At 73.3% G+C, this 12,762-nt stretch carries 12 protein-coding genes; 5 read left to right on the top strand and 7 right to left on the bottom strand.

Annotated elements, in window-relative coordinates; genetic code table 11:
- Positions 1-21: 21 nt before the first annotated feature.
- Complete coding sequence (locus tag MOJ79_RS06755; RefSeq protein ID WP_241923443.1) at positions 22-1,662, bottom strand: 3-(methylthio)propionyl-CoA ligase; 1,641 nt, start codon at positions 1,660-1,662, stop codon at positions 22-24.
- Between the two features lie 161 nt (positions 1,663-1,823).
- Between MOJ79_RS06755 and msrB the strand changes: the two genes are divergently transcribed.
- The 4 genes from msrB to MOJ79_RS06735 all read left to right on the top strand — a co-directional run bounded on the left by msrB (position 1,824) and on the right by MOJ79_RS06735 (position 4,094).
- Positions 1,824-2,258, top strand: coding sequence for a peptide-methionine (R)-S-oxide reductase MsrB (msrB, locus tag MOJ79_RS06750; protein ID WP_241923442.1), 435 nt, complete (start codon positions 1,824-1,826; stop codon positions 2,256-2,258).
- Entirely contained in the window at positions 2,255-2,932 is a 678-nt protein-coding gene (locus MOJ79_RS06745; RefSeq protein WP_241923441.1) for a septation protein IspZ, read from the top strand. The genes msrB and MOJ79_RS06745 overlap by 4 nt, the downstream gene beginning before the upstream one ends.
- Before the next feature lie 2 nt (positions 2,933-2,934).
- Entirely contained in the window at positions 2,935-3,201 is a 267-nt protein-coding gene (locus tag MOJ79_RS06740) for a BolA family protein (RefSeq protein WP_241923440.1), read from the top strand.
- A gap of 86 nt (positions 3,202-3,287) precedes the next feature.
- Positions 3,288-4,094, top strand: coding sequence for a peptidylprolyl isomerase (locus MOJ79_RS06735; RefSeq protein ID WP_241923439.1), 807 nt, complete (start codon positions 3,288-3,290; stop codon positions 4,092-4,094).
- A gap of 70 nt (positions 4,095-4,164) precedes the next feature.
- On the opposite strand, the gene MOJ79_RS06730 is transcribed toward MOJ79_RS06735, so the two are convergent.
- Positions 4,165-4,842 carry an ABC transporter ATP-binding protein gene (locus MOJ79_RS06730; protein ID WP_119286732.1) on the bottom strand — a complete coding sequence of 226 codons (678 nt, stop codon included), beginning with the start codon at positions 4,840-4,842 and terminating at the stop codon, positions 4,165-4,167.
- On the opposite strand from MOJ79_RS06730, the gene MOJ79_RS06725 reads away from it, so the two are divergent.
- Complete coding sequence (locus tag MOJ79_RS06725; protein WP_241923438.1) at positions 4,841-5,506, top strand: arylesterase; 666 nt, start codon at positions 4,841-4,843, stop codon at positions 5,504-5,506. The genes MOJ79_RS06730 and MOJ79_RS06725 overlap by 2 nt on opposite strands.
- Before the next feature lie 42 nt (positions 5,507-5,548).
- Here the strand turns inward: MOJ79_RS06725 and MOJ79_RS06720 are convergent, their stop codons facing one another.
- The 5 genes from MOJ79_RS06720 to ligA all read right to left on the bottom strand — a co-directional run bounded on the left by MOJ79_RS06720 (position 5,549) and on the right by ligA (position 12,666).
- Complete coding sequence (locus MOJ79_RS06720; RefSeq protein WP_241923437.1) at positions 5,549-7,765, bottom strand: DUF6600 domain-containing protein; 2,217 nt, start codon at positions 7,763-7,765, stop codon at positions 5,549-5,551.
- A gap of 86 nt (positions 7,766-7,851) precedes the next feature.
- The gene (gene def, locus MOJ79_RS06715) at positions 7,852-8,388 is read right to left on the bottom strand and encodes a peptide deformylase (protein ID WP_241923436.1); all 537 of its coding nucleotides are present in this window, start codon (positions 8,386-8,388) and stop codon (positions 7,852-7,854) included.
- A gap of 13 nt (positions 8,389-8,401) precedes the next feature.
- Positions 8,402-9,637 (bottom strand): anion transporter, encoded by a 1,236-nt coding sequence (locus tag MOJ79_RS06710; protein WP_241923435.1) that lies wholly within the window; start codon positions 9,635-9,637, stop codon positions 8,402-8,404.
- A 40-nt stretch (positions 9,638-9,677) separates the two neighbouring features.
- Entirely contained in the window at positions 9,678-10,547 is an 870-nt protein-coding gene (locus MOJ79_RS06705; RefSeq protein WP_241923434.1) for a 2-keto-4-pentenoate hydratase, read from the bottom strand.
- Positions 10,548-10,599: 52 nt separating this feature from the next.
- Positions 10,600-12,666, bottom strand: coding sequence for an NAD-dependent DNA ligase LigA (gene ligA, locus MOJ79_RS06700; protein ID WP_241923433.1), 2,067 nt, complete (start codon positions 12,664-12,666; stop codon positions 10,600-10,602).
- Positions 12,667-12,762 lie beyond the last annotated feature (96 nt).

Here is a 12,762-nt window from a genome sequence, read left to right as displayed (position 1 = left end):
CCGCGGGGTACCGTGCACCGATCAGGCCGTCGGCAGCCGGTAGTCCTTGAACATCTCGCGCAGCTTCATCTTCTGCATCTTGCCGGTCGCACCGAGCGGGATCGCATCGACGAACTGCACGTCGTCGGGGATCTGCCACTTCGCGACCTTGCCTTCGTAGAACGCGAGCAGCTCCTCGCGCGTGACCTCGGCGCCGGGTTTCTTGACGACGACCAGCAGCGGGCGCTCGTCCCACTTCGGGTGCGGCACCGCGATGCACGCGGCCATCGCGACCGCCGGGTGCGCCATCGCGATGTTCTCGACGTCGATCGAGCTGATCCACTCGCCGCCGGACTTGATCACGTCCTTGCTGCGGTCGGTGATCTGCAGGAAGCCGTCGGGGTCGATCGTCGCGACGTCGCCGGTCGGGAACCAGTCGCCGTCGGGGTCGTGGCGCAGCGGGTCGCCGCCCTCGCCCTTGAAGTAGCCGCTGATGATCCACGGCCCCTTGACGAGCAGGTCGCCGCTTTGCTGGCCGTCCCACGGCAGCTCCCTGCCCGCAGGGTCGACGATCTTCATCTCGACGCCGTACACGGCGCGCCCCTGCTTGACGAGGATCGCCATCTGCGCCTCGGGCGGCAGGCCCAGGTGCTTGTTCTTCAGGTGGCACACGGTGCCCAGCGGCGACATCTCCGTCATGCCCCACGCGTGCAGCACGGTGACGCCGTAGCGGTCCTTGAACGTGCGGATCATCGCCGGCGGGCACGCCGAGCCGCCGATCACGGTGCGCTGCAGCGACGAGAAGCGCAGCTCGTGCTGCTGCATGTGGTTGAGCAGCCCGAGCCACACGGTGGGCACGCCGGCGGCCATCGTGACGCGCTCGGCCTCGATCAGGTCGTAGACCGACTTGCCGTCCAGGTGCGGGCCGGGGAACACCAGCTTGGCGCCGGTCATCGCCGCGCTGTACGGGATGCCCCACGCGTTGACGTGGAACATCGGCACCACCGGCAGGATGCTGTCGCGCGCCGAGATGCCCAGCGCGTCGGGCAGCGCACCGCCGTAGGCGTGCAGGATCGTCGAGCGGTGGCTGTACAGCGCGCCTTTCGGGTTGCCGGTCGTGCCGCTCGTGTAGCACAGCGCCGCGGCACTCTTTTCGTCGAACGACGGCCAGCGGTAGTCGTCGCTCTCGCCGCCGATCCACGCCTCGTAGGCGACCAGCCCGTCGATGCCCGTGTCGGCCGGCAGCGCGGCGGCGTCGCACAGCGCGACCCAGTGCTTGACGGTGGTGCAGTGGGTCCAGATCGCCTTGACGATCGGCAGGAACGTCATGTCGAAGCACAGCACGCGGTCTTCGGCGTGGTTGGCGATCCAGACGATCTGCTCGGGGGCGAGCCGCGGGTTGATCGTGTGCACGACGCGCCCGCTGCCGGCGACGCCGAAGTACAGCTCGAAGTGGCGGTGGCCGTTCCACGCCAGCGTCGCGACGCGGTCGCTGAACCCGAGGCCGAGGCGGTCGAGCGCGTTGGCCACGCGGCGCGCGCGCGCCGCCGCGTCGCGGTAGGTGTAGCGGTGCACGTCGCCCTCGACGCGACGCGAGACGATCTCGGCGTCGTGGTGGTGTCGCGCGGCGAACTCGATCAGGCTCGAGATCAGCAGCGGTTGGTCTTGCATCAGACCGAGCATCGGTTATCTCCTGCGAAAGTCCGGGCCCGCGGCCCGGCGCGCAGTATCGGAGCGCCGCCGGGCCGCGGGCAACGCGGGATTGTCCCCCACCCGCTTGCAGCGATTGTCGCGACGGCGACAATCGTCATGGACCGCTTCGCCGCCGCCACCGCTGACGCCGAATGAGCACGCCGATCGAACCGCCGCACCCCATCGACGACCCGCGCTACCCCGTGCGCAAGAGCGATGCCGAGTGGCGCGCGCAGCTCGACCCGGTGCAGTACCGCATCGCGCGCCAGGCCGCCACCGAGCGCGCATTCAGCGGCAAGTACTGGAACCACTTCGCCGACGGCACGTACCGCTGCATCGGCTGCGGCCAAGTGCTGTTCGACGCCGACGCCAAGTTCGACGCCGGCTGCGGCTGGCCGAGCTGGTGGCGCGCCGTCGACGACGCGCGCATCGAGCGCGTGCTCGACGAGAGCCACGGCATGGTGCGCGTCGAGGTCCGCTGCCGCAACTGCGGCTCGCACCTCGGGCACGTCTTCGACGACGGCCCCGAGCCCACCGGCGAGCGCTTCTGCATCAACTCGGCGTCGATCGACTTTTCGCCACGATGAAGCCGCTGTTCGACCTGCTGCCCGCCTTCGTGTTCATCGCCGTCTTCGGATGGTTCGACGATCACCCGGCGCAGGCGGCGGCGTGGTCCGGCGCGACGCTGATGGCCGACCGCGTGCCCGTCGCGCAGGTCGGTGCGCGCGAGGCCCCGGCGCTGCTGGCCGCGATGGCGGCGCTCGCCGTGCTCACGCTGCACCTGGTCGCCGTGCGCTGGCGCCGGCCGCGCACGGGGGCCGCACGCGCCGCCGCGCCGGCGTTCACGGTGATGGTCGTGCTCGTCGCGCTGCTGGCCCTGACTGCCGCGGCGATGGGCGGCAGCCCGGGTTTCGCCGGCTGGAAGCCGAGCGTGCTGTACTGGCTGCTCGGCCTCGTGCTGTGGCTGGCCCGTGTCGGGCTCGGACGCAACCTCGTGCGCACGCTGCTGGTGCACCGCATCGCCCTGAGCGACGTCGCGTGGCAGCACCTCAATGCCGCGTGGGTCGGCGCGTTCGGCCTGCTCGGTCTGCTGCACCTGTGGGTCGCGTACAGCGCCGCCGCGCCGGCGTGGCTTCAGTTCAAGGTCTTTGCCGGGCTCGCGCTGCTGCCGCTGTTCGCGCTCGCGCAGTGGGCCTATGTCGCGCGCTGCGGGCGCCGCGACGAGGCCGGCCCGGCATCGGTCGGCGCGGGCAGTTCCTGACGATGGCCGTCACCGCCGAGCAGATCGAGGCCGCGCTGCGGCGCGCGCTGAATCCGCAGTCGCTCGACGTGATCGACGACAGCCACCACCACGCGGGCCACGCCGGCGCACGCGAAGGGCGTCACTTCACGGTGCGTGTGGTCTCGGCCGCGTTCCGTGGCCGCACGCGCGTCGCGCGCCACCGCCTTGTGTATGATGCCCTGAGGGATCTGATTCCCGCCGGCATTCATGCGCTGGCGATCGAGGCGCGCAGCCCCGACGATCCCTGACCCGCCGGGGCGCGGCGCGCTGCCGCCCCCGCGACGCCGCCGCCGCGGCGCACCCTCCACGCACTCTCGAAAGGCCTGTGCCCGTCATGAACCCGAAGTCTTCCGCGCTGCGCGTGTCGCTGGCCGCCGTGGCCCTCGGCCTGTGGCTGCCCGTCCACGCGCAGAACGTCGCCATCGTCAACGGCAAGCCGGTGCCCAAGTCGCGCGTCGACGTGCTGATGCAGCAGGCCACGCGCGGGGGCCAGCAGCCGGTGACGCCCGAGCTCGAGGCGCGCGTGCGCGAGGAGGTCGTGCTGCGCGAGATCTTCGCGCAGGAGGCCGAGCGCCGCGGCATCGCGCAAAGCGCGAACTACCGCAACCAGATGGAGCTCGCCCGGCAGACGATCCTGATCCGCGAGCTGTTCGCCGACTGGCAGCGCAAGAACCCGGTCACCGAGGCCGAAGCCCGCGCCGAGTACGACAAGTTCAAGGCGCAGGCCAGCGGCACCGAGTACCGCGCACGCCACATCCTCGTCGAGACCGAAGACGAGGCGAAGAAGCTGATCGCGCAGATCAAGGGCGGCGCCAAGTTCGAGGACCTCGCGGCCAAGCACTCGAAGGACCCCGGCTCGGCGTCCAACGGCGGCGACCTCGACTTCGCGAAGGCCGACGCCTACGTGCCCGAGTTCGGCCAGGCGATGGCCAAGCTGGCCAAGGGCCAGCTCACCGAGTCGCCGGTGAAGACGCAGTTCGGCTGGCACGTGATCAGGCTCGAGGACACGCGCGAGGTGCAGTTCCCGCCGTTCGAGGACGTGCGCGCGCAGATCGAGCAGCAGCTCGCGCAGGTCAAGATGCAGCAGTACCAGCAGTCGCTGCGCGACAAGGCCAAGACCGACTTCAAGTTCTCGCAGTGAGCGCGCGGCGCGCGCCGGTGAACGACGAGGGGCGCCTGCGGCGCCCCTCTTGCTTTGCCGCTGCCGGCCGTCAGGCCACGAGCCGCCCGGCCTCGATGCGCAGCTGGCGGTCGCAGCGCGCGGCGATCTCGCGGTCGTGCGTGACGAGCACGAGCGTCGTGCCGGCCTCGCGGTTGAGGTCGAACATCAGCTGCATCACCGTCGCGCCGGTGGCGAAGTCGAGGCTGCCGGTGGGCTCGTCGGCCAGCAGCACCTGCGGGCGCACGACGAACGCGCGCGCCAGCGCGACGCGCTGCTGCTCGCCGCCCGACAGCACGCGCGGGTAGTGCCCCAGCCGCTGGCCGAGGCCGACGCGGCCGAGCATCTCGGTGGCCTGCGCACGCGCGTCGCGCCGGCCCATCAGCTCGAGCGGCAGCATCACGTTCTCGAGCGCGGTCAGGTTGCCCAGCAGCTGGAAGCTCTGGAACACGAAGCCGACGCTGCGTGCGCGCACCGCCGCGCGCGCGTCCTCGTCGAGCGCGAACAGGTCGGTGCCGGCCAGCCGCACCGTGCCCGACGTCGGCACGTCCAGGCCCGCGATGATCGACAGCAGCGTGCTCTTGCCCGAACCCGAGGCGCCGACGATGGCCGCGGACTGCCGCGCCGGCAGGGTGAAATCGATGTCGTGGAGAATCGTCAGCACCCCCGTCGAGTCGCTGACCTGCTTGGTGACGTGCTCGACGGCGATGATCGGTTCGTTGTCGCCCATGACTGCCTTGTTGTCGCCCGCGCGCCGGCGGTGGATCGCGCACTGTAGCGGCCTCGCCCTCGCGGCCTGGGGCGGTGCGGCATTGCCCGCACGCGCGGCCCGGCCGGCCACCGTGCTCGTCGTCGGCGACAGCCTGTCGGCCGAGTACGGGCTGCCGCGCGGGCGCGGCTGGGTTGCGCTGCTCGAGCAGCGGCTCGCGCGCGAGAAGATCGCTGCACGCGTCGTTAACGCCAGCATCAGCGGCGACACGACCTCGGGCGGGCGCTCGCGGCTGCCGGCGCTGCTGGCCGAACACCGGCCGACGCACGTCGTGATCGAGCTCGGCGGCAACGACGCGCTGCGCGGGCTGCCGCTGGCGATGACGCGCGACAACCTCGTCGCGATGGTGCGCGCCGCACGCGCGGCCGGCGCGCGCGTGCTGCTGGTGGGCATGCAGGTGCCGCCGAACTACGGCCGCCGCTACGCCGACGAGTTCGCCGCACTGTTCGGCGACGTCGCGAAGGCCGAGGGCGCGGCGCTGGTGCCCTTCCTGCTCGCCGGCGTCGCCGACGGCCCCGACCCGACGGCCCTGTTCCAGCCCGACCGCATCCACCCGAACGCCGACGCGCAGCCGATCATGCTCGACAACGTCTGGCCCGCGCTGCGCGCGCTGCTGCGCGGCTGAATCGACACGGCCGTCGACGGCGCTGAACGCACCGCGGCGCGTTCAGCGCGGCAACGCGCGCGGATCGTCGAACGGCGGCGTGCGCGGCGGCGCGGCGCCGTCGGCCTCGGGGCCGCGGCGAGCGCCGGGCGGCACGGGCTGGATGCGCTCGCGCGAGAACGCAGGCGGCGGCGCATTCACCGCCGGTGACGGGCGCCCGGCGTCGGGCGGCCCCATGCGCCAGGCGGGCGGTGCCTCGACGCGGTCGGGCCGTCCGCCGCGTTCGGGGCGATCCCCCCGCGGCGCGCGCTCGGGCGCATCGGGCGCGGCGCCGCGCCCCGGCGGGCCGGCGTCGATGCTGCGCGCGAGCGGCGGCAGTGGCTGCCCACCACCGGCGGGCGCGTCGGCCGGCGACGCCGGTGCGCGCGAGAAGCCCGCACCGGAAGCCGGCCCCAGCGGGCGCGGCAGCGCGCGCGGCGGCGGCACGGGCGAGGCGCCGTCGCGTTCCCGCTCGCGTTCCCGTTCCCGTTCCCTCTCCCGCTCCCGTTCGCTCTCGCGCGGGCGCTCGTACACCGGTGGTGTCGGCGCGCGCGGCACATCGCCGCGCGGCGGCACATCGAAGCGCGGCGCCGGCTCGACCGTCGGCCCGCGACCGCGCTCGAGCGGCACGCCCGGCGGCGGCGACGCCCGCGGCGCGTCGTCGCGGGCGCGCCAGCCGCTGCGGTCGCCGGGTTCATTGCGTTCGCGGATCTCGTTGCGCTCCCGGATCTCGTTGCGTTCGCGGGCACCGTTGCCGGGCGGCGGCGGCACGGGTCGCGGCTCATCGCGGCCGAAGCGCGCGCCGTGGCCACCTGGGCCAGCGTCGCGGTCGCCGCGCTCGTCGCGGTCGGACCCCGCACCGCGCGGGGGCCGCGGCGGGGGCGGCGGCACGGCCGGGCGCGACGGCGGCGTCGCCGCGAAGGCCGGCGGTGGCGGCGCGGCCACGACGGCCGGCGGGCGAGCGGCGCGCCGCCACTCGTCGGGATCGACGCGACGCCACTGCGACGGCCCGACCGGGCGGCGCTCGTCGAGCACCTGACGCGAGACGATGGTCACGCTGCCGGGCACGCTGAGGTAGAAGTACGACGAGGTCGACGCGGCGGCGCGGTCGCGCGGCACCGGGCGCGGCGGCGGCACGTGCACCGGCGGCCGCGTGACGCGGTACCAAGGGCGGTAGACGTCGTACGGCGACAGCGGCACCCAGCCGACCCACGGCGTCGAGCCGATCGAGATGCCGATGCTGAAGTGGCTGCCGCCGATCCAGCCCACGAGCGCGGGTGCGTACACCGGCCGGCGCACGTAGCCGCCCGGCCACCAGGCCCAGCGGCCGTCCCACCACACCCAGCGACCGTAGTGGAACGGCGCGAAGCCCCACGGCGCGTCGTCGACCCAGGTCCAGCCCCAGGGCGCGATCCACACCCAGCGCCCGTAGCGGTACGGCGCCCAGTCGACGGCCACGCCGAACGGGATCCACACGAAGCCGTACTGCGGGTGGTGGTCCCAGCGGCCGTGGCGGTCGAGATCCTCCCAGCCCGTCGTCTCGGGCGAGACGTGGCGCGTCGACGCCCACGCGCGCTGCTCGTCGCGCTGCACCGCGAGCAGCCAGCGGCCGAAGTCGTCGAGCGGCGTCGTGACGACGTCGTAGTGCGTGCGTCCGCGCTCGGACCAGAACGCCAAGCGTCGGCCCGCGACGACGGTCAGGCGGCTGTCGTCGGCGTCGAACACGGCCTCGCCCTGCAGCGCCTCGACGACGGTGGAGTCGGCAAGCAGGTCGACACGGTAGTGCCCGGCGAACAGCGGCAGCACGCGCCCGCGCGGCGTCAGCAGCTGGAACTCGTGCGCGACGTCGGCGCTGAACACACGCAGCGCGACGCTGCCGGCGAGCACACGCACGCGCACCGCGTCGTCGTCGAGCTGCACCCACTCGACTTCGCTCGCGCCGCCCAGCCGCAGCGTCGCCGAGCCGACCTGGATCACCGCCCGCGCGCCTTGGTCTGTCGCGATGCGGTCGCCGCCGGTCACCGGACGGTTGCGCAGCGCTTCGTCCCAGCCGCCGCGCCCGGCGTCGTAGATCCACACGGTGCCCTGCGTCTCGGCCAGACGCCCGACGCGGCCGGGCGGATCGGCCCACGCCGGCCGCGCGGCGAACACCGCCAGCAACGCGAGCAGCGCCGCCCAGGCGGCAGCGCCGCGTGCACGGTGCGCGCGCGCATCGCTGGCAGGAGGGAAGGGCCGGGTCATACGCGTCTCCTGTCGGTTCCGTGTCCGTTCAACGGCCACGCGCACACGCCGGCTGACGCGCTTCACACAGGTTTACACGGACCGCGCTAATCGTCGGGCGGCGCGGCGGATCCCGGAAACAGCACCTCGGTGAAACCGAAGCGGGTGAAGTCGCGCATGCGCGTCGGGTACAGCCGGCCGATCAGGTGGTCGCACTCGTGCTGCACGACGCGGGCGTGGAAGCCCTCGGCCTCGCGCTCGATCGGCCGGCCGTGCGCGTCGAAGCCCGTGTAGCGGATGCGCCGCCAGCGCGGCACCACGCCACGCAGCCCGGGCACCGACAGGCAGCCTTCCCAGCCCTCTTCTTCCTCGTCACCCAGCGGCGTGATCACCGGGTTGACGAGCACGGTCTGCGGCACCGGCGGCGCGTCGGGATAGCGCACGTTGCGCTCGAAGCCGAAGATGACGACCTGCAGGTCGACCCCGATTTGCGGCGCGGCCAGCCCGGCGCCATCGGCAGCGGCCATCGTGTCGAACAGGTCGGTCACGAGCGCGTGCAGCTCGGGCGTGTCGAACGCGCGCACCGGCTGCGCGACGCGCAGCAGCCGGGGGTCGCCCATCTTCAGGATCTCTCGCACCGCCATCCGAACGCGCTCCTCAGAACCCGTGACGCCACGCGATCCAGCCCGCCGTGATCGCCAGCGTCGCCAGCGTGACGGGCACGCCGGTGGCCGCGTGGCGCTTCCAGTCGATCACGATACCGCGCTTGCGTGCCGCGTCGACGACGATGATGTTGGCGATCGAGCCGACGATCAGCAGGTTGCCCGCCAGCGTGCTGACGAGCGCCAGCGTCGGCCCGGCGTGCGCGCCGTCGGCCACCGGCAGCAGCAGCATCACCGCCGGCACGTTCGACACCAGGTTCGACAGCAGCAGCGTGACGACGAACAGCGGCCCCGGCTCGCCCAGGTGCACACCCTGCGCGGCGAGCCACTGCACCGCCTCGTGCGTGAGCCCGGTGTGCGCGAGCGCCTGGTTGACGACGAACAGGCCGATGAACAGCACGAGCAGCTCCCAGTCGATCAGCCCCATGACCTGCGACGAGTGGAAGCGACGCGACAGCAACAGCACGCCCGCGCCGACCAGCGCCGCGACCTCGTGCGGCCAACTCGTGAACAGGAACACCGCCACCAGCGCCGCGGCGACCGCGAGGCCCTTGGCCGTCTGCCAGCGGTCGAATGCCGGGTACTCGGCCTCGAGCGCCGCGAGCCGCGCGGCGTCGGGCTCGGGCTGTGGCGCCGCCCGCCGCAGCGCAGCGGCCAGCAGCCCCCACAGCGCCGCGAGGCCGAGCACGACGGGCACGATCGCCTCGAGCAGGTAGCCGCCGAAGTCGAGCGCGAGCCGCTGGCCGATCAGCATGTTCTGCGGGTTGCCGATCAGCGTCGCCGCCGAGCCGATGTTGGCCGCACACGCCAGCGCGAGCAGGAACGGCACCGGGTCGAGCCGGCGGCGCAGGCACGCGTCGGCGAGCACCGGCGCGACCGCCAGGCACACGATGTCGTTCGAGAACACCGCCGACAGCACCGCGACGACGGCGATCACGACCGCGAGCAGCGCCGCCGGGCTCGCGTCGAGCGCGGCGACGCGGCGCGTGACCCAGGTGTAGAAGCCACCCAGGCGCATCTGCGCCGAGATCACCATGAACGAGAACAGCAGCAGGATCGTCGGCAGGTGCACCGCCTGCGCCGCCTCCTCGAGCGTCAGCGCGCCGGAGCCGACGATCGTGATCGCGCCGAGCAGCGCGACGCCGGTGCGGTCGAGCTGCAGCCGCGGCAGCCCGCCCGCGATCATCCCGAGGTAGACGACCGCGAAGGTCGCCACGACGACGGCGGTCATCGGCGGCGCGCGCCGCGCGGGCCCGGCGCGCGGTGCCGCGTCACCGGAAGCTCACGCTGACCGTGCGGGGCTCGGGCAGGCCCCAGTACTCGACCTCGACCTTCTGCCCCGCCTTCGGCGGCAGCAGCCGCGAGAACGAGCCGAGGCTGACGACGTCGCCCGGCTTGAGCGCGAGCCCGTGGCGCTTGAGGTCGTGCGCGAGCCAGACGACGGCATTCAGCGGGTGCTCGAGCACGTCGCTGCCCTTGCCGCGGTCGACTTCGGCGCCGTCGGCCTTGACGATGACCGTCATCTTGCCGAGCGCGTCGAGCAGCTGGTAGCGCTCGCCGCGCGTGACCGGCACCGCGATCGGCCGGCCGGTGACACCCAGCCGCGCGCCGACGTTGATCGCGGTGATCGCCGCGCCGTTGAGCCGCGGCGGCGCCTCGACGACGAGGTCGGGCAGCTCGATGAACGGGATCACCTGGTCGATCGCGGCGATCACGTCGGCCGGCGTCTTCGCGTCGTTGACCGCCGCGTCCTTCACGCGCACGAGCAGGTCGGCCTCGTACAGCGGCCGCGCGCCGAAGCGCGCGTCGACCGTACTGCCCTCGGGCAGCAGCATCGACGCATAGAGCACGCCCCACACCGGCGCGTCGGCATTGAAGCGCTTCTGCACCGCCGGGTTCGTCAGCCCGGCCTTGTAGCCGGCGCGCTCGCGCAGGTTGAGGTCGAACAGCGCGAGCAGCTTGGCGCGCGAGCACTCGCCGTCGGCGGCGCTGAGCCCCTCGGGGTTCGGCGCCGGGCGCTTGTCGTAGTACGCGTCGGCCAGCGCGGCGACCTGCGCGTCGGTCAGGCAGGCCGACAGCGCCGGCGCGGCAGCGACGAACGCGGCGGCGGCCAGTGCCAGGCGGGACAGGGTCGTTCTCATCGTCGTGTCTCCTCGTGAGTGGCGGCGCGCATGATACGAAGCCGCGGCCGCGTCATCGGCCGCCGAGCAGCGCGCGCAGCCCCGCCTCGTCGATCACCGCGATGCCGAGTTCGCGCGCCTTGTCGAGCTTGCTGCCGGCGGCCTCGCCGGCGACGACGTAGTCGGTCTTCTTCGACACCGAGCCGGCGACCTTCGCGCCGGCGGCTTCGAGCATCGCCTTCGCATCGTCGCGCGTGAGCGTGGGCAGCGTGCCGGTGAGCACGAAGGTCTTGCCCGCCAGCGGCAGCGCCTCGGCGGGCGGCGCGCCCGCGTGCTCGTCCCAGTGCACGCCCGCGGCACGCAGCTGCTCGACGACCTCGCGGTTGTGCGGCTGGTCGAAGAAGGTGCGGATGCTGCGCGCCACCACCGGGCCGACGTCGCGCACCTCGAGCAGCTCGTCGACGCTGGCGTCCATGATGCGGTCGAGCGAGCCGAAGTGGCGCGCGAGGTCCTTCGCGGTGGCCTCACCGACGTGGCGGATGCCGAGCGCGTAGAGGAAGCGCGCGAGCGTCGTGCGCTTGCTCGCCTCGATCGCGGCGACGAGGTTGGCCGCGCTCTTGTCGCCCATGCGCTCGAGCGCCGCGAGCTTGGCCACGCCGAGCTTGTACAGGTCCGGCAGCGTGCGCACGATGCCGCCGTCGACGAGCTGATCGACGAGCTTGTCGCCCAGGCCCTCGATGTCCATCGCGCGCCGGCTCGCGAAGTGCAGCAGCGCCTCCTTGCGCTGCGCGGGGCAGAACAGGCCGCCGGTGCAGCGCCAGTCGGCCTCGCCCTCCTCGCGCACGATCGCGCTGCCGCACGCCGGGCACTTGCCGTGCAGCAGCCGGTACATGTCGAACGGCGGGCCGACGTGCTTCGGCCGGCGGTCGAGCACGACGCCGACGACTTCGGGGATCACGTCGCCGGCGCGGCGCACGATCACGGTGTCGCCGACGCGCACGTCCTTGCGCCGCGCCTCGTCCTCGTTGTGCAGCGTCGCGTTGGACACCGTCGTGCCGCCGACGAACACCGGCTCGAGCTTGGCCACCGGCGTGAGCTTGCCGGTGCGGCCGACCTGCACGTCGATCGCCAGCAGCGTCGTCGTCTGCTCCTGCGGCGGGTACTTGTGCGCCACCGCCCAGCGCGGCTCGCGGGTGACGAAGCCGAGCGCGCGCTGCAGGTCGAGCCGGTCGACCTTGTAGACGACGCCGTCGATGTCGAACGGCAGTGCGTCGCGCTGCGCCGCGATGTCGCGGTGGAACGCGACGAGCCCGTCGGCGCCGCGCACGACGGCGCGGTGCGTGTCGACCGGCACGCCCATCGCGGCGATCGCGTCGAGCGTCGCGTGGTGCGTCGCCGGCAGCGTCCAGCCGCGCACCTCGCCGACGCCGTAGGCGTAGAAGCTCAGCGGCCGCTGGCGCGCGACGGCCGGGTCGAGCTGGCGCACCGCGCCGGCCGCGGCGTTGCGCGGGTTGACGAATGTCTTCTCGCCCTTCGCGCGCTGGCGCTCGTTGAGCGCCTCGAAGTCGTCGCGGCGCATGTAGACCTCGCCGCGCACCTCGAGCACCGGCGCGTCGACGCCCTTCAGCCTCAGCGGGATCGCGCCGATCGTGCGGATGTTCTGCGTCACGTCCTCGCCGGTCTCGCCGTCGCCGCGCGTGGCCGCCTGCACGAGCACGCCGTGCTCGTAGCGCAGATTGATCGCCAGGCCGTCGAACTTCAGCTCGCACGCGTAGTCGACCGGCGGGTCGCCGTCGGCCAGCCCGAGCTCGCGGCGCACGCGCGCGTCGAACGCGCGCGCGCCGCCCTCGGTGGTGTCGGTCTCGGTGCGGATGCTGAGCATCGGCACCGCATGCCTGACCGGCGCGAAGCCTTCGAGCACCGCGCCGCCGACGCGCTGCGTCGGGCTGTCGGGCGTGCGCAGTTCGGGGTAGCGCGCCTCGAGCGCCTGCAGCTCCTGGAACAGGCGGTCGTACTCGGCGTCGGGGATCTCCGGCGCGTCGAGCACGTAGTAGCAGTGGTCGTGGTGCTGGATCAGCGCGCGCAGTTCGGCCGCCCGCTGGGCGGCGGCACGCGGCGTGGCGGCAGGTGCGGTGGACATCGCCGCGCATTGTGGGTCAACGCACCCGGCGCAGGATTGCCCCAGTGGTCGGCGCGCGCGCCCGCGCGTACGCTGCGGCCACCGCCCGACCGGCCC

The sequence above is a fragment of the Calidifontimicrobium sp. SYSU G02091 genome, assembly GCF_022631395.1.
Taxonomy (GTDB): Bacteria; Pseudomonadota; Gammaproteobacteria; order Burkholderiales; family Burkholderiaceae_C; genus Calidifontimicrobium; species Calidifontimicrobium sediminis.
This window is presented reverse-complemented; position numbering and strand designations above follow the sequence as displayed.